Raw genomic sequence first — 18,214 nt, 5'->3', positions numbered from 1 at the left:
CCGGGCCGACTGGCCTGGGAGACTGTACTGGCGCTGGGGGATGTCACCGGCGGATGCGACACTTGCGTGTCTGCAGTTAGTCACACCAGGAGGATCCGATGAGTTCCAGCGGTCAGCCGCTGACGTCGATTGAGATCTGCGCGGGCGCAGGGGGGCAGGCCGTCGGTCTGCACAGGGCCGGGTTCCGTCACCTCGCGCTTGTTGAGATCGACACACACGCGGCGAAGACGCTGGAGCTCAACGTCATCAAGGCGGAGCGCTGGGGAGCTGACGTTGCGGCGGAATGTGACGTCCTGGAAATGGATGTGACGAAGTTCCGTCCCGCCGAGCATCTTGAGAAGTTCAACGCACGCATGAAGCGTCCGATTGCTGAGAAGGAACTCGGCCTCCTTGCCGGAGGCGTTCCTTGCCCTCCCTTTTCCGTCGCGGGAAAGCAGCTGGGCCGGGATGATGAGCGGGACCTTTTTCCGACCATGCTTAACCTTGTCGAAGAGCTGAAGCCCCGCGCGGTGATGATCGAGAACGTCGCCGGTTTGGTCAAGCCGTGGGCTAAGTTCTATGAATACCGTGAGGAAATTAAACAGCGTCTTCGTGATGCGGGGTACGTGGTATGCGGCTGGAGGCTGCTCGAGGCCGCCGACTATGGAGTGCCCCAGCTAAGGCCCAGGGCAATTTTGGTTGCCATTCGAGAGGATCAGTACAGAGGATTTGAGTGGCCAGCTCCCAGGAAGGAGCGGGTCACGGTCGCCATGGTCCTAGAGGAATCCATGAAGCGTCGTTTCGTTGAGGCCGGCCGCCCTGAGGGGTTCGAAAAGTGGCTCAAGGACGCCGGTAGAGGGAGTGTGGCTCCTACGCTGGTTGGCGGTTCCAAGAAGCATGGCGGGGCTGACCTTGGACCTACCCGGGCCAAGAGGGCGTGGGCTGCACTCGGGGTGAACGGTATGGGTGTTGCCAACGACGAGCACGAAGTGAACCTGGAGAGAGATCTCGGTAATCCTCAGAAGGGGCTCGGTCCCATGCTGACCGTGGAGCAGGCAGCAATGATCCAGGGCTTCCCGGAGAAGGCCGAGTGGGAGTTTGCTGGCCGGAAAACCGCGCGCTATCGCCAGGTGGGCAATGCCTTCCCTCCGCTGGTAGCCGAGGCTGTGGGCCGTGCTATCAGGGAAGCCCTAGAGCGGCAGGGCGCTGTGCTTGCGCCTCCTGCCGGAGATCTGGAGCCGGACGGCATGACGTGGGAGTCGGCTCAGGGCTCCCTCATTTAAAGCGTCTGCCGTCTCCTCGTGACGGTGCGGGCGATCTCGGCAGCGCATTCGTCTGCTGCTGTGTGTTCCCAGAAGCGCAGCACCACCCACCCCGCAGCCGCGAGCCGCTGGTCGGTATCGCGATCCCGGGCGATATTGCCTTCGACCTTCTTCGACCAGTAGCCAGAGTTGGTCTTAGGCGGAACGTAGTGCTCGGGGCAGCCGTGCCAGTAGCAGCCATCGATGAAAACGGCTACCTTCGCCGGGCGGAAGACCATGTCTGCTGTCCGGCGAAGCTCTGGCAGGGGTTTGGCCGCTACTCGGTAGCGGAGCCCTCGGGCGTGGACGAGGCGGCGGATCAGCTGTTCGGGTTTTGTATCCCTGCTTCGGATGGCCTGCATGTTGCGGCGTCGTGCAGCGGACGAGGCCCAGGAGCCTTCTGGGGGTACCCACGGTTCGGGACTGCTCATGTTTCTCTTTCTGAAGCGTTCAGAGCGCCGGCCTCCAGTCGGCGGGCCTGCTTTCGAGCATGCTTCATCCTGGCGATGGCAGCTTTAGGTCCGCCGGGCGGCCAGGGCTCCCAGCTGTCCAATCGATAGAACGAAAGAGAGCGCCGCCCTGCCTTCCGTTTGGAGTTTTTTATTTTCCATCCTAGATCCCTGAGTTCACGCATGCGCCTTGTGGGATCTCCGTGATTCTCCTCCCTGGCTACGAGTGCTATGAGTTCCTTGGGTACTTCTATCCCTTCCATAGCCTTCAGTAGTTCACCAATCCGGAGGTGGGCCTCGGGAAGGCTGAGGGAGACCCGCAGCGCCTCGGCGCTCTCCTCGTGGTCTGAGAAAAGGGCCTGCTTGGCGTGGTTGTCTTCCTCGCAAAGCGGCTGGAGGTTTTCGACTTCGTTCGTACCGCCGAGGTCGAGAGGCACCTTGTGGTCGATGACGAGCTTGACGTGGTCATCCTTGGGAGTTCGCCCACAGGCGGCACAGCGGTATCCGTACGTGTGGAGCGTAAAAGCGCGGTCGGAGGCCCGTATGCGCTTTCGCGCCGTTCGCTGATCCGCGTCGGGCTGCCAGCCGTGCAGCGCATAAGTGAAGCGTTGAGGGTGGTGTGGGTCCCGGACAGCGGGGACGAGGAAATAGGCCCGAAGGGACCGAAGCCGACGGTCTAGCTGGAGGTTGGACTTCCCCGTCAGTGAACTGACACGATCCCTGATCTCCCCCATGGTGAGGCGGGTGGTTTCGGCCTCGTAGAGCACACGGTAGACCGCGCGGGTTTCTGCGTCGGAGACCAGACCGTGAAGCTCGGGGGTGTTCGGTTGGGGAAGAGGGCGTGTCTCGATCTCGGGAGGCATATGACGTCCAGAGGTTCAGGGTTGACGAAAGATGGCTCCATCATTGCTTAAGGCAGATGGCTTTCGGCAAGGCCCACGGGTCAGAGATCACTCCGCCCCGTGGCACTCCCCATAAGCCCGCCCCGACCCGCACCAGCACTCCGCCCCCCGCGCCGGCGGCCAGGCCGTCGCGCGGCCCCGGGCCGCCAGGGTCGTGGCGTACTGGGGGAGGAGGTCCGCGTTCGAGGGGTGGGTGGATTCCGAGGCGGCGAAGGCTTCGTAGGAGGGGACCGTGGCGCGGACGATGCCCAGGTTCGGGGTGCCCGCCTGGGACAGTTCGCGGAGGGAGGCCTCGATGTCCGTCAGGTGGGCGCGGTACGTCGGGTACTCGGCCTCCAGCTCCGGGTAGGCCGCCAGGAGCTCGTTCAGTTCCGGTTCCGGCCAGTGGAGGACCGCGACCGGGAACGGGCGGGAGAGGGCCGTGCGGTACGTGCCCAGTTCCGAGCGGAGGCGGGTGATCTCCGCCTGGAGCTCCGCCGGGTCCGAGGAGCCGAGCGACCACAGGCGCTTCGGGTCGTGCAGTTCGTCCAGCCCGACCGTGCCCGTGTGCAGGCGGTCCGCCACGTCGTCCCAGTCGTCGTGCGGCAGCGCCAGCATCCGGCGGATCCGGTGCCGGGTGGTGATCAGGGAGCGGGTCGGGTGGGGGAGGTCCTCCGGAGGGGAGGCGATCAGGAGGGCCGTCGCCTCCGTGAGCGTCGACTCCGCCGCCTCCAGTTCGTCGTGCGCCTCCAGCGTCTCCGCCGTGATCTGCCACGCCGCCGCGTCCGCCGGCTTCGTCCGCCGCAGGCCGTCGATGATCGCGCGGGCCTCGGCCTCGTGGCCGTACTCCCACAGGTTCGCCGCCTTCAGCGCCCTGATCAGGTGCGGGTTCGCCGGCTCCCCGGCGAGCAGCTCGTCGTACAGGGCCGTCGCGGCCGGGCGGTCCCCCGCCAGTTCGTGATGGGCCGCGGCCCGGAGGTAGAGGGGTTCCCGGTCTCCCGGGTACTGCGCTGCCGTGCGCAGCAGACGCTCGGCTTCGGTGAGGTGGGCGGCAGGCGTGTCTGGGCGCATGCCCTCCACCGTACTGCTGTACGGGCCTGGAGAGTTGGCGCCCCAGCGCTTATCGTGCCCGGCGTGCGCGTCACGCAACGGGAGCGGGTGCCGGTCGTCGTCCAGGGGCGGGGAAGATGTCGTACGGGCGCACGCGCGCTGTGGCTGGGCGCCGAGACCGCCGTCACCTGCGGGGTTCTCATCCTGCTTCTCGTCGTCCATCAGCTCTGGTGGACCAACCGGGAGGCCCGCGCCGAGGCCCGGGAGCAGGTGAGCGTCCTGGAGCGTGAGTGGGACATCTCTCCTCCCGTCCGGGACGGGGGCGGTCTTCCCGGTGATTCGCCCGGTGAATCCGACGTAGGGGGAGGGGAAGGGGAGGGAGCTGGGGCTGGGGCTGGGGAGTCCTCGGGCTCCGTGCCTTCTGCGTCTTCCGTGTCCTCCGGGGCGTCCCCTGCCGCCTCCTCCCCGTCCTCCGGTGCCTTCGCCGTCCTCCGCATCCCCCGCCTCGGGCTCACCGTCCCCGTCGCCGAGGGCGTCTCCAAGCGGTCCGTCCTCGACAGGGGGTACGTCGGGCACTATCCCGGCACCGCCGGGCCCGGGCGCGTCGGGAACTTCGCCCTCGCCGGGCACCGGAACACCCACGGCGAGCCCTTCCGGTACATCGACCGGCTCCGGGGCGGGGACCGGATTTCCGTGCGCACGCGTGCGCATACCTATGTCTATCGCGTCGATCTCGTGTTGCCGTCGACCTCTCCCCGTGACGTCGGAGTCATCCGGGACGTCCCCCGGTCCCTCGTCAGGCCCTCCTACGGGTACGACGCTCCCGGCGCCTATCTCACGCTCACCACCTGCACCCCCGAGTTCAGCAGCGCCTACCGGCTCGTCGTCTGGGCGAAGCTGGTGTCAACCGGATGATCCACGGCCCAGGACGAGCGTGAGCACCGCTCCCGTCGCCGCCAGTCCCGCCGAGACCAGGAGCGCCGTGTCCGGGCCCTCCGTCACCAGGGCCAGCGTCAGGGCCACCCCCGCCGAGGAGCCGATGTAGCGGGCGGTGTTGTTGGCGCCCGAGCCCATCGCCGCCCGCTCCGGCGGCACCGAGTCCACCGCGAGGCGGGGCAGCGCCGCGTTCAGGAGGCCGCTGCCCGCGCCCGCGAGCAGGAGGCCGGGGACGAGCCGGGGCCAGGTGCCTTCCAGGCCGCCGAGGAGGGCGAGGATCCCCGCCGCCGACAGCGCGAACCCCAGGGCCAGTTGGTACGCGGCGGAGAGCCGGCCCGCCAGTCGGCGGGCCTGGAGCGCCGCCACGAACGCCGTGCCCGACCAGAGCAGGAAGAGCCACGCCGAGCCCAGCGGCGTCATCCCCGCCCCGCCCTGCAGCAGCGCCGGCACCACGCTGAACAGGCCGATCACCGCCAGGCCCGTGAACAGCGCCCCCAGCGTCGACGCCAGGAACGCCGGTCGCCGCAGCAGTGCCAGGTCCACCATGGGCGTCCGGCTCCGGCGCTCGACCGCCGTGAACAGCCCTGTCAGGACGGCGGCCGCGAGCAGCAGCAGGCCCACCGGGGCCCGCAGCCAGCCGTCACGGCCGAGCGTGAGCGCGGTGAGCAGTGCCGACATCGCGAGACCGAGGGTGACCGCTCCCGCGATGTCGGGGCGGGGCGCTTCCGCCTTCCGCGCCTGGTCGTGGGCCAGTATCCGTGTCCCCGTCGCCGCGATCGCCAGTGCCGCCGCGCCCAGCGTCCCGTACGCCAGCCGCCAGTCCGCCAGGCTCAGCGTGCCCGCGAGGAGCGGGCCCAGGGCGATGCCGGCGCTCACCGAGGCGCCCCAGATCCCGGTGGCCCTGATCCGGTCCCGGCCCGCCGGGTACGCGTGGGCGAGGAGGCCCAGGCTGCCCGCCAGGACGGCCGCGCTCGCCGCGCCCTGGGCGATCCGGGCCAGGGTGAAGGCGAGCGTCGAGCCGGCGAGGGCGCCGAGTGCGGTGGTGAGGCCGAGGGCGAGGGTGCCGAGGAGGAAGACCCGGCGCCGCCCGTGCGCGTCGGCGAGGCTGCCGGCCACCAGGAGCAGGACGGCGAGGCCGAGCGGGGTGCCGTTGAGCAGCCAGGCCTGCGCCGAGGCCGGTGTCCCGAAGGCGGCGGCCATGTCGGGGAGGGTCAGCATCGGCGCCGTGTAGTTCATCAGCGCGACCGCGGTGGCCGCGGCCGTGACGGCGAGGGTGGCACGGGGGCGGCCGGCGCGGGCGCGGGCCCCGGGCGGGGCCGTGGCGGTGAGCGGGGGCATGACGGGGACCTCCACCTGTCGGTTCGGTGAATGAACCTTAAGGTAGCAGCAAGGTTCGTTCACCGAACCCGTTGTGCGTACGATGGACCCCATGGCTCTCGGCAAGGACTACGCCCGGCAGCAGTGCTCCATCGCCCGCGCCCTGGAGGTCATCGGCGAACGCTGGACCCTGCTCGTCGTCCGCGACGCCTTCTACGGCGTCCGCCGCTACAACGACTTCCTCGTCCACCTCGGCATCCCCCGCGCCGTCCTCGCCGCCCGCCTCCAGGCCCTCGTCGAGGCCGGCGTCCTCGACCGGCGGCGCTACCAGGAGTCGCCCCCGCGCGACGAGTACGTGCTCACCGGGCGCGGCCTCGCCCTCTGGCCCGTCCTGCGCTCGCTCGCCACCTGGGGCCGGGCCGAGGTCCCCGGAGCCGCGCCGCTGCGCCACTTCCACCACGCCGACTGCGGCACCGAACTCGGCCCGTACGGCGAATGCCCCTCCTGCCGCGTCCCCGTGCCGCTCGCCGACGTCGAGATGCGGCCCGGCGCCAGGCTCGACCCCGACCCCGGTGATCCCGTCAGCCGTGCTCTCCTCCGGCCCCGCCGCCTCCTCGTTCCCCTGGAGACGTGAGTTTCCGGAAGAACGACGCGCCGGGTGGGAACTTCCCGGCCCCGTCGTGCGTCCTCACCGTCGGACGACCGAGCGGAGGAGGTGACGGGATGACCATCAAGGACCTGGTCCTGCGCGTCGTCGCGCCGCTGTTCTTCCTGCTCGCCCTCGCCGATCTGCTCCTCTCCGACGGCGGTGGTCTCTCCGCCGCCTTCGCCCTCGCCGCGACCGGCCTCGTCCTCGCCCTCTTCGGCGCCCGTACGGCCCCCGCCGTGCCGCCCCACGCCGTCCGCACCGCCATCCGCGACCGCGAGCGGCGCACCGCCTTCCTGCCCCAGCGCGACCCCGACGCCGCCGGCCGTCGCAGACCCCGCGCTCCCGGCCGTCCCCTCCCGACGGCCGCGTAGGGAGCCCGTACTCGTACCCGTACGACCAGCACCTCTCGCGGATCCGTCATGCCGAATTCCGTCCCCGGCACGACGAGACCCCACGGAGGGCTCCCTTGAACGTCTTCGCTTCCCTGGTCGAGCGGCTCGCCGACCTGCTCCAGCCGCTCTTCGCCACCACCGCCACGGCCGCCGCGATCGTCCTCTTCACCCTGTTCGTGCGGCTCGCGGTCCACCCCCTCTCCCGCGCCGCCGCCCGCGGCCAGAAGGCCCGCACCCGGCTCGCCCCGGAGCTCGCCGCCCTCCGCAAGAAGCACGCCAAGAACCCCGAGCGGCTGCAGAAGGCGATCATGGAGCTGCACGCCCGGGAGAAGGTCTCGCCGTTCGCGGGCTGCCTGCCCAGCCTGCTCCAGGCGCCCGCGTTCTTCCTGATGTACCACCTCTTCTCCAGCGGCCGGATGGCCGGGCACAGTCTCTTCGCCGCCCCGCTCGGCGACCACTACGCCGACGCCCTCGCCCACGGCGGCGTCCTCGGCCCGGCCGGCCTGGTCTACCTCGTGCTCTTCGCGATCGTCGCCGCCGTCGCCACGTACACCTACCTCCGGGCCAGGCGGCAGCCCGCGCCGGTCGTGGTGGAGCCCGGACAGCCGGGCGCCGGGGTGGCCGCGGGCATGGCCCGGTACCTGCCGCTGCTCTCCTTCGCGACCCTGATCTCGGTCGCCGTCGTCCCGCTGGCCGCCGCGCTCTACCTCGTCACCAGCACCACCTGGACCGCCGTCGAGCGGGCCTTCCTCTACCGGGACATGCCGCAGGCCGCCCTGGTTACTCCCGCGTAAGGGTCCAGTGTGTGAACGGGGTCTTGCAGACTGACCCGTCGTCTTGGACGATCGACCAATCCTCCGATGGCCGCACTCCATCGGCCGGGGCACCCTCTGGGCCTTCCCGGGCCCACCTCGACCACAAGGAGAAGACCATGAAGCTGCTGCGTGTCGGCCCGCCGGGAGCCGAGCGTCCCGCCCTGCTCGACCAGGACGGAACCCTCCGCGACCTGTCCGCCCTCGTCGACGACATCGACGGCGGTCTGCTCGCCGACGCCTCCGCCCTCGACCGCGTCCGGGGCGCGGCCGCCGCCGGCGTGCTGCCCGCGCTCGACGCCACCGGGCTGCGCATCGGCCCGCCGGTCGCCCGCATCGGCAAGGTCGTGTGCATCGGGCTGAACTACCACGGGCACGCCGCCGAGACCGGCCAGGCCACCCCCGCCGAGCCCGTCGTCTTCCTCAAGGCCGCCGACACCGTCGTCGGGCCGGACGACACCGTGCTCGTACCGCGCGGCTCGGTGAAGACCGACTGGGAGGTGGAGCTCGCGATCGTGATCGGCCGCACCGCCCGCTACCTGGAGACCGACGAGGAGGCACTCGCGCACGTCGCCGGATACGCCGTCGCGCACGACGTCTCCGAGCGCGAGTTCCAGATCGAGCGCGGCGGCACCTGGGACAAGGGCAAGAACTGCGAGACCTTCAACCCGCTCGGCCCCTGGCTCGTCACCGCCGACGAGGTGCCGGACCCGCAGGACCTCGGCCTGAAACTGTGGGTCAACGGCGAGCTCAAGCAGGACGGCCACACCTCGGACCAGATCTTCCCGGTCGCCGAGGTCGTCCGGTACGTCAGCCGGTTCATGACCCTCTACCCGGGCGACGTCATCAACACCGGCACGCCCGCCGGCGTCGCCATGGGCCAGCCGGAGCCCAAGCCGTACCTGCGCCCCGGCGACGTGGTCGAGCTGGAGGTCGAGGGCCTCGGCCGGCAGCGGCAGGAGCTCAAGAGCGCCTGATCCGGCGACCCGGCGATCCGACGGGCCGGTGATCCGGCGACCCGGCGATCCGGCGATCCGGCGATCCGGCGATCCGGCGGGCCGGGCGCTGACGCCCTCGGCGTCCGGCGCCCGGCCCGTGGTCAGGTCCCGTCCGCCGCGTACGAGCCGAGCAGTCGCTCCAGTGCCTCGACGACCAGGGCGTGGTCCTCGGCCTGCGGCAGGCCCGAGACCGTGACCGAGCCGATCACGCCCGCGCCCTCGACCGCGATCGGGAACGATCCCCCGTGGGCGGCGTACCGGTCGGGGTCGAGGCGCGAGGACGCCTCGAACGTCGTCCCCTTCGCCCGGAAACGGGCCCCGACCAGGAACGAGCTCTCTCCGTACCGCTCGACGACCCGCCGCTTGCGGTCGATCCAGGCGTCGTTGTCCGCGCTGGATCCCGGCAGCGCGCAGTGGAACAGCTGCTGCGCCCCGCGCCGGACGTCGATCGCGACGGGGGCCTTCCGCTCCCGGGCCAGGTCGACGAGGAGGGTGCCGAGCGTCCAGGCGTCCTCGTACGTGAACCGGGGGAGCGTCAGGCGGGCCTCCTGGGCCTCCAGTTCGGCGACCTCGGTCACGGCTTCACCACGATCCCCTCGCGCGCCGACCTCCGTGCCGCCTCCAGGACGTCGAGGGCGGCGGCCGCCTCGTACGCGGTGACCGGGTTCTCGCCCGTGCCGCGCAGCGCGGCGGCGACGGCCGCGTAGTACGCCGGGTAGTCGCCGGGCAGCGACTCCACCGGGGTGCCGCCGCCCGTCAGCGGCGACTCGCCGGAACCGATCCGGCCCCACAGCTCCTCGGGCTCGGCGCCCCAGACGGTGCCCGGCTCCGGCCGCAGCCCCTCGCGGAGGGCCGCCTCCTGCGGGTCGAGCCCGTACTTCACGAAGCCCGCGCGCCGGCCGAGCACCCGGAAGCGGGGGCCGAGCTGGGCGGTGGTGGCGCTCACGTACAGGTGGGAGCGGACCCCGTTCGCGTGGGTGAGCGCGAGGAAGGTGTCGTCGTCGGCCTCGGCGCCCGGCCGGCGCACGTCCGACTCGGCGTACACCGAGACGACCGGACCGAAGAGGACGAGGGCCTGGTCCACGACGTGGCTGCCCAGGTCGTACAGCAGCCCGCCGATCTCCTCGGGCGCGCCCGACTCGCGCCAGCCGCCCTTGGGCCGCGGGCGCCACCGCTCGAAACGGGACTCGAAGCGCTGGACCTCGCCGAGCGCGTCCTCGTCGAGGAGGCGCCGGAGGGTGCGGAAGTCGGCGTCCCAGCGGCGGTTCTGGAAGACCGAGAGCAGCAGGCCGCGCTCCTCGGCGAGGGCGGCGAGCGCGCGGGCCTCCGCGGCGGTCCCGGCGAGCGGCTTGTCGACGACGACCGGCAGACCGGCCTCCAGGGCGGCCGTGGCGACGGCGACGTGCGTCTTGTTGGGGGAGGCGACGACGACCAGGTCCAGCTCGTCCGTCCCCCGCTCCCACAGCTCCTCGGGGCGGGCGGCGACCCGGACGCCGGGGTGGGCGGCACGGGCCTCGGCGGCCCGCTCGGGGTTGCCGGTGGTGACGGCGGCGAGGACGAGGTCCTCGGAGGCGGCGATCAGCGGGGCGTGGAAGACGGAGCCCGCGAGGCCGTAGCCGACGAGTCCGACGCGGAGCGGGGTGCGGGGGTCGGTGCCAGTCATGCGTGCCACTTAAGCAACGCTGTTGCCAAAGTGCAAGCGACCGCGACAATGGGAGAGTGAACAGGGAGGTCGGGGGAGTGAAGAGGGATGTCGTCGGAGTGAACGTGCCGGCCCTGCGCAGCCACAACGCCGCGCTCGTGCTCGACCTGCTGCGCACGGCGGGGGAGACCGGGATCAGCCGCCTGGAGCTGGCGGAGCGCACCGGCCTCACCCCGCAGGCCGTCAGCAAGATCACCGCGCGGCTCCGGGCCGACGGCCTCGCCACGGAGGCCGGCCACCGCGCCTCGACCGGCGGCAAGCCCCGCACGGTCCTGTGCCTGGTGCCCTCCGCCGCGTACGCCGTCGGCGTCCACCTCGACCGCGACGAGCTGACGGTCCTCCTGTCCGACCTCGCGGGCGCCGCCGTCGCCCTGCGCCGCCGCCCCGTGGACCTGGGGGCGGGCCCGGGGTCCGTCCTGGACGCGGTGACGGAGGAGGTGCGGGCGCTGCTCGGAGAGGTTCCGTCCGGCGGTCCCGTCCTCGGCGCCGGGGTCGCCATGCCCGGGCCGCTGGACCACCGCGCCGGGGTGCCCGGCCGGGTGACCGGCTTCCCCGAGTGGGCCGGCCGTCCCGTACGGGACGAACTGGTCGCCCGCCTCGGGCTGCCCGTCGTCCTCGACAAGGACACCAACGCCGCCGCCCTCGGCCTCGCCCTGCGCCCCGCCGCCCCCGGCTCCTTCGCCTACGTCCACCTCGGTACGGGCCTCGGCGCCGGCCTCGTCCTCGGCGGCGCGCCGCTGCGCGGGGACAGGACCGGGGCGGGCGAACTCGGCCACCAGACCGTCCGGCTCGACGGCCCGCCGTGCGGCTGCGGCGGGCGCGGCTGCCTGGAGGTCCTGTGCCTGGCGGCCGTCGCGCGCGGCGAACTCGCCGAGGCCGCGCGGATCCTGGGCGTGGGCGCGGCCAACCTCGTCCGGCTCCTCGACATCGACCAGGTCCTCCTGGGCGGCCGGGTGGTGCTGGCCGCGCCCGAGGTCTTCGCGGCGGGGGTACGGGAGGTGCTGGCCGGCCTCGACCTGGCGACCCCGGTGGGCCTCGCGACCGCCCGGGACGCGGTGGCGGAGGGCGCGGCATGGCTGACACTGGCACCGGTCTTCGGGAAGTGACCGGGACTCGGCCCTCGGGAAGTGACCGGGCGTCGGTCTTCGAAAGCGCCGAGTCCGCCTCCCTCGCCCTCGAAAGCGCCGAGTCCGCCTCCGCCTCCTCCTCACCACCATCCATCCGATCATCGGAAAGTAGGCCGATCGGGCGGATGTGCCGGTCCAACGGGGGGCGCCCCCGGCGTCGCTGACCCGCCCGCTCCCTTCCGTGTGGCAGCGTCTCCGCCGTTCCCATGCCCTCCAGGACCCGGCAGCAAAGGCACCCGCCATGGCACCCGTCCCCCTGCGTCTGCGCGGCGTTCGCGTCGCCGTGACCGTGGCCGCCGCCACGGCCGCCCCGCTCGTGATCGCCGCCCCGGCCCTCGCCGCCCCCGCGCCCGACCCGCCCACCCCCGCCTGCGGCACCCCCGACGACGGCGGCTTCCCGTTGGACACCCGGATCCACGGGGGGCCGGAGGACTACCCGGCGGGCGGGCCGTTCCAGGGCTGGAAGCTGGACCTCACCAACACCACCGACGCCCCCTGCTCGGGCGTCCACCCGGTGCTCGTCCTCACCGACCGGGACCGGGCCCTGCGCCCGGAGCAGATCCGGTTCGAGTTCTACGACGCCGGGTCGGCGCTCTGGCGCCCGGTGGTCTTCGAGTCGACCGAGGACGCCGAGAACGTGGGCGCGTTCACCGGCTTCGGCGGCTTCGCGGTGCCGGGGGGCCGGACGCTCACCGTCCCCGTCCGCCTGGCGTTCGAGGCGGGGACGGCGCCCGACGAGGTCGTCGTGAACGCGGCGGTCGTGCAGCGCCAGGGCGAGGACGGCGACTGGGTCGGCGAGTCCGGCGACTACCGCCTGACCGTGGGCCCCGCCGGGCCCGGCACCCCCACTGCGCCCGCCACGCCCCCCGCACCTGACACAAGCCGCGCGCCCGCCCCGTCGGCGCCGCCCGGCAAGGAGGTCCGGCCGCCCGCTCCCAGCGCGTCCGCCACCCGGCGCCCGGCGGGGCCCGCCGACGCGCTGCCCGACCGCGAACTGGCCGGTACGGGACGGGAGTCGGAGGCGTACGCGCGCGTCCTCGTCCCGCTCGCCGCAGGCCTCCTGCTGATCGGCGCGGTGCTGGTGCGGGCCGCCCGCCGCCCCCGGCACCGCTGAGCCATGCTCCGTACACCTTCCCGTTCATCCCGGTCTGCGACCATCCCCGGATGAACTACCAGACCAGCCCCGGCGCCCCCGTCCGCTCCGGCATCCCCGAGCACGGCCGCGTCCCCAAGTACTACGCCGTCAAGGCCAAGATCGCCGTGATGGTCGACGAGTTGGGGGAGGGCGGGCTGCTGCCCACCGAGCGCGATCTCGCCGTCCGGTACGAGGTGTCCCGCGAGACCGTCCGGCAGGCGCTGCGCGAACTCCTCCTGGAGGGGCGGCTGCGCCGCCGGGGCCGGGGCACGGTCGTCGCCGGACCCAAGCTGGAGCAGCCCCTCTCGCTCGCCAGCTACACGGAGGGCGTGCGCCGTCAGGGCCGCCGCCCCGGCCGCAGCCTGATCTCGCTCGACCGCTTCCCCTGCCCGGAGGCGCTCGCCCCCGAGGTCGGCGTCGAACGGGGCGAGCCCGTCTGGCACATGGAGCGCGTGCTGCTCGCCGACGACGAGCGGGTCGGCCTGGAGAGCACGTACGTCTCCGAGGCCCGTGCCCCCCGTCTGGACACCGAGTTCGACCCGGACTCCTCCTTCTACGCCTATCTGCACGACCGGCTCGGCATCTCCTTCGGCGACGCCGACGAGCGCATCGAGACCGTCCTCGCGACCCCGCGCGAGGCCCTGCTCATCGGCACGCCGCCGGCGCTGCCGATGCTGCTGCTCCACCGCGTCTCCCGGGACACCTCGGGGCGGCCCCTGGAGCGCGTCCGCACGCTCTACCGGGGGGACCGGTTCAGCTTCACCGCCCATCTGGGGCAGCAGAACTGATCACAACCGATCGCACATGGTCAATTACTTGCTAACGGAACGGTAACGGGTCTGGTCCAAGCTTGTCGGTCCGTTCACCGTCCCGTCGCCCGCCGGATCCGTCCGGTCCACCCGCCCCCGCGACCGTCGACGTCATGAAGGTGATCGTCGTAGGAGCCGGCGTGGTGGGAACCATGCACGCCTGGCACGCAGTGGAACGCGGCCACGAGGTCGTACACATCGAGCGCGAGGCCGAGGCGCGCGGGGCGTCCCTCCGCAACTTCGGCCAGATCTGGGTGAGCGGACGGGCGGGCGGCGAGGAGCTCGACACCGCCCTGCGCGCCCGCGAACTCTGGGAGGGAATCGGCGCCCGCGTCCCCGGCCTCGGCTTCCGGGCCATCGGCTCCCTCACCCCCGTGCGGAACGAGCTCGAACTCGCCGTCGCCGAGGCCGCCGTGGCCCGCCCCGACGCCGCCGCCCGCGGCTACAAGCTGCTCACCGCCGACGAGGCGCGCGCGGTCAACCCCGCCCTGCGCGGGGCGTTCGAGGCCGCCCTGTGGTGCGAGCGGGACGCGGCCGTCGAACCGCGCCCCGCCCAGCTCGCCCTCCGCGAGGCCCTCCTCGCCACCGGGAAGTACACCTTCCTGCCGAACCGCGAGGTCCGGGACGTCGTCGGTGAGAACTCCGTGCGCGACGACCGGGGCGAGACCCACACCGGCGACGCCGTCGTCCTGTGCACCGGCGCCTGGCTCTCCGGCCTCGTCCGCGAGGTCGCCGGCGAGATACCGGTCCGCCGGGTCCGGCTCCAGATGATGCAGACCGAACCCCTCGGCGAACCGCTCACCACCTCCGTCGCCGACGCCGACTCCTTCCGCTACTACCCGGCCTACGCGTCCCCCGCCCTCGACGCCCTCGACGCGGGCCAGGCCCAGGACCCGACCGTCGCCGCCCACAAGATGCAGCTGCTCATGGTGCAGCGCCTCGACGGCGGACTGACCATCGGCGACACCCACGAGTACGAGCACCCCTTCGCCTTCGACACCCTCGAAGACCCCTACGAGCACCTCACCCGCGTCGTCGAGTCCTTCCTCGGCCGCCCGCTGCCGAAGATCCGGCGCCGCTGGGCCGGGGTGTACGCGCAGTGCGTCGACACCAGCCGGGTCGTGCACCGCCAGCGGGTCCGCGACGGCGTCTGGCTGGTGACCGGACCCGGCGGCCGCGGCATGACCTGCTCGCCCGCCATCGCCGAGACGACCGCGAACGAACTGGGCTGGTGAACACCGTGAAGAAGCACAACCTCGTCGTCCTCGACATGGCCGGCACCACCGTCGCCGACGACGGCCTCGTCGAACAGGCCTTCACGGCCGCCGCCGAACGCCTCGGCGAAGACCCCGCCACGATGATCGACCACGTCCGCGCCACCATGGGCGAGTCCAAGATCACCGTCTTCCGCCACCTCTTCGGCGGCGACGAGACCCGCGCCCAGGAGGCCAACCTCGCCTTCGAGGCGGCGTACGGAGAACTGGTCGCCGGCGGCCTCGTCGCCCCGGTCCCCGGCGCCGCCGGGGCGATCGCCCGGCTGAAGGAGCAGGGCCGGACGGTCGTCCTCACCACCGGCTTCGCCCGCGTCACCCAGGACGCCATCCTCGACGCCCTCGGCTGGCGGGACCTCGTCGAGCTGACCCTCTGCCCGGCGGACGCCGGCGGCCGGGGCCGCCCCTACCCGGACATGGTCCTCGCCGCGCTCCTCCGCACCGGCGCCGTCGACGACGTCCGCGGGATCGCGGTCGCGGGCGACACCTCGTACGACATGCTCAGCGGCGTCCGCTCCGGCGCCGGGATCGTCGCCGGCGTCCTCACGGGCGCGCACGACGAGACCGCGCTCAAGGAGCACGGCGCCACGCACGTCCTCGCCTCGGTCGCGGAACTCCCCTCCCTGATGGCGGAGTACGAGGCATGACCAGCGGCATCCGCTTCGACGCCGTCACCGTCGCGTACGGCGGCAACACCGTCCTCGACCACCTCGACCTGACCGTCGAGCCCGGCGAGGTCATGGCCCTCCTCGGCCCCTCCGGATCCGGCAAGACGACCGCCCTGCGGGCCGTCGCCGGATTCGTCCGGCCCGCCTCCGGACGGGTGCTCATCGGCGACCGCGACGTCACCGCGCTCCCGCCGCACAAGCGGGGCATCGGCATGGTCGTCCAGCAGTACGCTCTCTTCCCCCACCTCAGGGTGGAGGACAACGTCGCCTTCGGCCTCAAGGCCCAGAAGGCGCCCAAGGGCGAGATCCCGGGGCGGGTCGCCGAAGCCCTGGAGATGACCGGCATGGCGGCCTACGCCCGCCGCCACCCCCGCGAGCTCTCCGGCGGCCAGCAGCAGCGCGTCGCCATCGCCCGCGCCCTCGCCATCCGCCCCCGGGTCCTCCTCCTCGACGAACCGCTGTCGGCGCTCGACGCCCAGCTGCGCTCCGGGATGCTGGCCGAACTGGCCCGGCTCCACCGCGAGCTCCCCGACGTGTCGATCCTGTACGTCACCCACGACCAGGTCGAGGCGCTGACCCTGGCCGACCGGATCGCCGTCATGGACAAGGCCAGGCTCCAGGACTGCGGCACCCCGCAGGACCTGTACCGGCGTCCCCGCACGGAGTTCACGGCCTCGTTCGTCGGGAACGCGAACCTGCTGCCGGTGCGCGTCGGGACCGACGGGGTGACCTTCGCGGGCGCCGACCTCAAGGTCCCGGTCTCCGGCGCGGCCCCCGGCTCCGCCGCCACCCTCTGCGTCCGGCCGCACCTGGTCGGCCTCGGTGACGGCCCCAATCCCCTTCGGGGGCGGATCGTCGAGGTCCAGTGGCGGGGCTCCACGCACCGGCTGTACGTCGAGGTGGGCGGGCACCGGGTGAAGGCGGACGTACGGGAGCTCAAGGAGACGCCGGCGCTCGGCACCGAGGTGACGTTGCACTTCGCGCCGGACGACGCGGTGCTGCTGGCCGCGGGGGTGAACGATGGGTAGCCGTGCCGTCGGGCTCGAGGAACGGAACCCGGCACCGGGGGCCGTGCCCACCCGTTCCGCCCCGGCGGAACCCGTGCCCACGACGGCGGTCGCGGTCCCCACCTGGGCGTGGGCCCTGCCCCCCGTCGCCGTCCTCGCGCTCGTCTTCCTCCACCCCCTCGCCCTCGTCGTCCAGGAGTCCCTCGCCCCCGGGGCGTACGCCCAGGTGTTCTCCTCCGCGTCGTTCCGCGACGCGCTCGTCACCACCGTGTGGCTGGCCGTCGCCTCCACCGCCGGCTGTCTGGTCCTCGGGTTCGTCCTCGCGCTCGTGATCGCGTTCGTGCCCTTCCCCGGCGGGAAGGCGGTGGCGAAGTTCATCGACGTCTTCCTCTCCTTCCCGTCCTTCCTGATCACGCTCGCCCTGCTGTTCCTCTACGGCACGGCCGGCATGGCCAACGGGATCTGGACGGACGTCACCGGCGACCCGGCCGGCCCCTTCCGGTTCCTCACCACCCCCTGGGGCGTCCTGCTCGCCGAGATCACGTACTTCACGCCGTTCGTGATGCGACCGCTCCTGGCCGCGTTCTCGCAGATGGAGACCGCCCAGCTGGAGGTGGCGTCCTCGCTCGGCGCCCGGCCGGCGCGGATCGTCCGGCAGGTGATCCTGCCCGAGGCGCTGCCCGCGCTCGCCGCCGGCGGCAGCCTCGTCCTCGTCATGTGCCTCAACGAGTTCGGGATCGTCCTCTTCACCGGCGCCAAGGGCGTCACGACCCTCCCGATGCTCGTCTACTCCAAGGCGATCCTCGAATCCGACTACGCCGCCGCCTGTGTCGTCGCCGTCGTCAACGTCGCCCTCTCGGTCGGCCTGTACGTCCTCTACCGGGGGGTGAGCCGCCGTGCTGGTGCATAGCCGTACGGGCAGGTGGACGGCCTGGACCCTGTTCGCCGTCCTGTTCGTCCCGCTCTTCGCCCTGCCCCTCCTCGTCATCCTCACCGCCTCGTTCTCCACGCACTGGTCCGGCGCCTTCCCCTCCGGCCCCACCACCGCCCACTACACGGCGGCCGTGCGCGGGGAGTCCCTCCAGGCGCTCACCACCAGCCTGGTCACGGCCGTCACCGCGAGCGTGGTCGCGCTGACCGTCGGCACCTGGGCCGCGCTCGCCGCGGCGGCCCTCGGGAAGAAGGGCAAGCGGGTCCTCGACGCCCTGTTCATGCTGCCGGTCGCCGTGCCGTCCGTGGTCGTCGGACTCGCCGTCCTCGTCGCCTTCTCGCAGCCGCCGGTGCTCCTCAACGGCACGCGCTGGATCGTGATCCTCGCGCACACCGTCCTCGTCACGGCCTTCGCCCACCAGTCGGTCTCGGCCGCCCTCCGGCGCCTGGACCCGATGTACGAGCAGGCGGCGGCCAGTCTCGGCGCCCGCCCCTCGTACGTACTGCTCCGGGTGAAGCTGCCGCTCCTGCTGCCGTCCCTGACGGCCGCCGCCGGGCTCTGCTTCGCCCTGTCCATGGGGGAGCTGAGCGCCACGATGATGCTCTACCCGCCGGACTGGATGCCGCTGCCGGTGCTCGTCTTCACCGCCACGGACCGCGGCTCCCTCTTCACCGGTTCGGCACTCGCCGTGGTCCTCATGACGGCGACGCTCCTCGTGCTCCTCGCCGTCTCCCGCATCCGCACCAAAGCCTCGTACCGCTGAGCCACCGTCCCCGCTGAGCCCTCGTCCCCGCCGAGTC

The 18,214-nt window shown here is 72.4% G+C and carries 20 protein-coding genes; 14 read left to right on the top strand and 6 right to left on the bottom strand.

Going from position 1 to position 18,214, the window contains the following annotated elements; all coding sequences use genetic code 11:
- The first annotated feature begins 98 nt into the window (after positions 1 to 98).
- Positions 99 to 1,262: a DNA cytosine methyltransferase gene (locus ACIGW4_RS09930; protein ID WP_399579589.1), complete on the top strand. Its 1,164-nt coding sequence runs from the start codon at positions 99 to 101 to the stop codon at positions 1,260 to 1,262.
- On the opposite strand, the gene ACIGW4_RS09925 is transcribed toward ACIGW4_RS09930, so the two are convergent.
- From ACIGW4_RS09925 to ACIGW4_RS09915, 3 genes are all read right to left on the bottom strand, one after another.
- Positions 1,259 to 1,711 carry a very short patch repair endonuclease gene (locus tag ACIGW4_RS09925; RefSeq protein WP_399579586.1) on the bottom strand — a complete coding sequence of 151 codons (453 nt, stop codon included), beginning with the start codon at positions 1,709 to 1,711 and terminating at the stop codon, positions 1,259 to 1,261. The genes ACIGW4_RS09930 and ACIGW4_RS09925 overlap by 4 nt on opposite strands.
- Positions 1,708 to 2,592: an HNH endonuclease gene (locus ACIGW4_RS09920; RefSeq protein WP_399579584.1), complete on the bottom strand. Its 885-nt coding sequence runs from the start codon at positions 2,590 to 2,592 to the stop codon at positions 1,708 to 1,710. Before ACIGW4_RS09920 ends, ACIGW4_RS09925 begins: the two co-directional genes overlap by 4 nt.
- Positions 2,593 to 2,679: 87 nt before the next feature.
- Positions 2,680 to 3,681 (bottom strand): SEC-C metal-binding domain-containing protein, encoded by a 1,002-nt coding sequence (locus ACIGW4_RS09915; RefSeq protein ID WP_399579582.1) that lies wholly within the window; start codon positions 3,679 to 3,681, stop codon positions 2,680 to 2,682.
- Between the two features lie 63 nt (positions 3,682 to 3,744).
- Here ACIGW4_RS09915 and ACIGW4_RS09910 point away from each other — a divergent pair, with 63 nt between their 5' ends.
- Positions 3,745 to 4,575, top strand: a complete 831-nt coding sequence (locus ACIGW4_RS09910; protein WP_399579581.1) for a class E sortase — start codon at positions 3,745 to 3,747, stop codon at positions 4,573 to 4,575.
- Here the strand turns inward: ACIGW4_RS09910 and ACIGW4_RS09905 are convergent.
- Entirely contained in the window at positions 4,564 to 5,934 is a 1,371-nt protein-coding gene (locus tag ACIGW4_RS09905; RefSeq protein WP_399579579.1) for an MFS transporter, read from the bottom strand. The two genes, ACIGW4_RS09910 and ACIGW4_RS09905, sit on opposite strands and share 12 nt — an antisense overlap.
- 82 nt (positions 5,935 to 6,016) lie before the next feature.
- Here ACIGW4_RS09905 and ACIGW4_RS09900 point away from each other — a divergent pair, with 82 nt between their 5' ends.
- The 4 genes from ACIGW4_RS09900 (at position 6,017) to ACIGW4_RS09885 (ending at position 8,743) form a co-directional block, all read left to right on the top strand.
- On the top strand, positions 6,017 to 6,547 hold the full coding sequence (locus ACIGW4_RS09900; protein WP_399579578.1) for a winged helix-turn-helix transcriptional regulator: 531 nt from the start codon (positions 6,017 to 6,019) through the stop codon (positions 6,545 to 6,547).
- A gap of 89 nt (positions 6,548 to 6,636) precedes the next feature.
- On the top strand, positions 6,637 to 6,933 hold the full coding sequence (locus ACIGW4_RS09895) for a DUF6412 domain-containing protein (protein WP_123452677.1): 297 nt from the start codon (positions 6,637 to 6,639) through the stop codon (positions 6,931 to 6,933).
- A gap of 95 nt (positions 6,934 to 7,028) precedes the next feature.
- On the top strand, positions 7,029 to 7,748 hold the full coding sequence (locus tag ACIGW4_RS09890; protein WP_399579576.1) for a YidC/Oxa1 family membrane protein insertase: 720 nt from the start codon (positions 7,029 to 7,031) through the stop codon (positions 7,746 to 7,748).
- 137 nt (positions 7,749 to 7,885) lie between these two features.
- On the top strand, positions 7,886 to 8,743 hold the full coding sequence (locus ACIGW4_RS09885; protein ID WP_399579574.1) for a fumarylacetoacetate hydrolase family protein: 858 nt from the start codon (positions 7,886 to 7,888) through the stop codon (positions 8,741 to 8,743).
- A gap of 122 nt (positions 8,744 to 8,865) precedes the next feature.
- On the opposite strand, the gene ACIGW4_RS09880 is transcribed toward ACIGW4_RS09885, so the two are convergent.
- A complete protein-coding gene (locus tag ACIGW4_RS09880) occupies positions 8,866 to 9,342 on the bottom strand; it encodes a heme-degrading domain-containing protein (protein WP_359587400.1) in 477 nt (158 codons plus the stop codon).
- Positions 9,339 to 10,427, bottom strand: coding sequence for a Gfo/Idh/MocA family oxidoreductase (locus ACIGW4_RS09875; protein WP_398708508.1), 1,089 nt, complete (start codon positions 10,425 to 10,427; stop codon positions 9,339 to 9,341). Before ACIGW4_RS09875 ends, ACIGW4_RS09880 begins: the two co-directional genes overlap by 4 nt.
- 98 nt (positions 10,428 to 10,525) lie before the next feature.
- On the opposite strand from ACIGW4_RS09875, the gene ACIGW4_RS09870 reads away from it, so the two are divergent.
- The 8 genes from ACIGW4_RS09870 (at position 10,526) to ACIGW4_RS09835 (ending at position 18,177) form a co-directional block, all read left to right on the top strand.
- Positions 10,526 to 11,572: an ROK family protein gene (locus ACIGW4_RS09870; RefSeq protein WP_399579571.1), complete on the top strand. Its 1,047-nt coding sequence runs from the start codon at positions 10,526 to 10,528 to the stop codon at positions 11,570 to 11,572.
- Positions 11,573 to 11,834: 262 nt separating this feature from the next.
- Positions 11,835 to 12,707, top strand: a complete 873-nt coding sequence (locus ACIGW4_RS09865; RefSeq protein ID WP_399579569.1) for a hypothetical protein — start codon at positions 11,835 to 11,837, stop codon at positions 12,705 to 12,707.
- 50 nt (positions 12,708 to 12,757) lie between these two features.
- Positions 12,758 to 13,516 carry a GntR family transcriptional regulator gene (locus ACIGW4_RS09860; RefSeq protein WP_123452664.1) on the top strand — a complete coding sequence of 253 codons (759 nt, stop codon included), beginning with the start codon at positions 12,758 to 12,760 and terminating at the stop codon, positions 13,514 to 13,516.
- Between the two features lie 134 nt (positions 13,517 to 13,650).
- Entirely contained in the window at positions 13,651 to 14,772 is a 1,122-nt protein-coding gene (locus ACIGW4_RS09855; RefSeq protein ID WP_399579567.1) for a TIGR03364 family FAD-dependent oxidoreductase, read from the top strand.
- Positions 14,769 to 15,455 (top strand): phosphonatase-like hydrolase, encoded by a 687-nt coding sequence (locus ACIGW4_RS09850; protein WP_398708513.1) that lies wholly within the window; start codon positions 14,769 to 14,771, stop codon positions 15,453 to 15,455. Before ACIGW4_RS09855 ends, ACIGW4_RS09850 begins: the two co-directional genes overlap by 4 nt.
- Positions 15,452 to 16,504, top strand: coding sequence for an ABC transporter ATP-binding protein (locus ACIGW4_RS09845; RefSeq protein WP_398708514.1), 1,053 nt, complete (start codon positions 15,452 to 15,454; stop codon positions 16,502 to 16,504). The genes ACIGW4_RS09850 and ACIGW4_RS09845 overlap by 4 nt, the downstream gene beginning before the upstream one ends.
- On the top strand, positions 16,497 to 17,393 hold the full coding sequence (locus ACIGW4_RS09840; RefSeq protein WP_359587410.1) for a 2-aminoethylphosphonate ABC transporter permease subunit: 897 nt from the start codon (positions 16,497 to 16,499) through the stop codon (positions 17,391 to 17,393). Before ACIGW4_RS09845 ends, ACIGW4_RS09840 begins: the two co-directional genes overlap by 8 nt.
- Positions 17,380 to 18,177 carry an ABC transporter permease gene (locus ACIGW4_RS09835; protein ID WP_123452656.1) on the top strand — a complete coding sequence of 266 codons (798 nt, stop codon included), beginning with the start codon at positions 17,380 to 17,382 and terminating at the stop codon, positions 18,175 to 18,177. Before ACIGW4_RS09840 ends, ACIGW4_RS09835 begins: the two co-directional genes overlap by 14 nt.
- The last annotated feature ends 37 nt before the right edge of the window (positions 18,178 to 18,214 follow it).

The sequence above is a fragment of the Streptomyces sp. NPDC053513 genome, assembly GCF_044544765.1.
Taxonomy (GTDB): domain Bacteria; phylum Actinomycetota; class Actinomycetes; order Streptomycetales; family Streptomycetaceae; genus Streptomyces; species Streptomyces litmocidini.
Note: the sequence above shows the minus strand (reverse complement) of the source record. Positions and strands in the feature narration are given on the sequence as shown.

Coding starts and splice junctions, on each gene's coding strand:
- ACIGW4_RS09845 (WP_398708514.1), top strand. CDS start 15,452: ATGACCAGCGGCATCCGCTTCGACGCCGTCACCGTCGCGTACGGCGGC.
- ACIGW4_RS09920 (WP_399579584.1), bottom strand. CDS start 2,592: ATGCCTCCCGAGATCGAGACACGCCCTCTTCCCCAACCGAACACCCCC.
- ACIGW4_RS09925 (WP_399579586.1), bottom strand. CDS start 1,711: ATGAGCAGTCCCGAACCGTGGGTACCCCCAGAAGGCTCCTGGGCCTCG.
- ACIGW4_RS09885 (WP_399579574.1), top strand. CDS start 7,886: ATGAAGCTGCTGCGTGTCGGCCCGCCGGGAGCCGAGCGTCCCGCCCTG.
- ACIGW4_RS09915 (WP_399579582.1), bottom strand. CDS start 3,681: ATGCGCCCAGACACGCCTGCCGCCCACCTCACCGAAGCCGAGCGTCTG.
- ACIGW4_RS09895 (WP_123452677.1), top strand. CDS start 6,637: ATGACCATCAAGGACCTGGTCCTGCGCGTCGTCGCGCCGCTGTTCTTC.
- ACIGW4_RS09900 (WP_399579578.1), top strand. CDS start 6,017: ATGGACCCCATGGCTCTCGGCAAGGACTACGCCCGGCAGCAGTGCTCC.
- ACIGW4_RS09860 (WP_123452664.1), top strand. CDS start 12,758: ATGAACTACCAGACCAGCCCCGGCGCCCCCGTCCGCTCCGGCATCCCC.
- ACIGW4_RS09905 (WP_399579579.1), bottom strand. CDS start 5,934: ATGCCCCCGCTCACCGCCACGGCCCCGCCCGGGGCCCGCGCCCGCGCC.
- ACIGW4_RS09875 (WP_398708508.1), bottom strand. CDS start 10,427: ATGACTGGCACCGACCCCCGCACCCCGCTCCGCGTCGGACTCGTCGGC.
- ACIGW4_RS09865 (WP_399579569.1), top strand. CDS start 11,835: ATGGCACCCGTCCCCCTGCGTCTGCGCGGCGTTCGCGTCGCCGTGACC.
- ACIGW4_RS09930 (WP_399579589.1), top strand. CDS start 99: ATGAGTTCCAGCGGTCAGCCGCTGACGTCGATTGAGATCTGCGCGGGC.
- ACIGW4_RS09840 (WP_359587410.1), top strand. CDS start 16,497: ATGGGTAGCCGTGCCGTCGGGCTCGAGGAACGGAACCCGGCACCGGGG.
- ACIGW4_RS09855 (WP_399579567.1), top strand. CDS start 13,651: ATGAAGGTGATCGTCGTAGGAGCCGGCGTGGTGGGAACCATGCACGCC.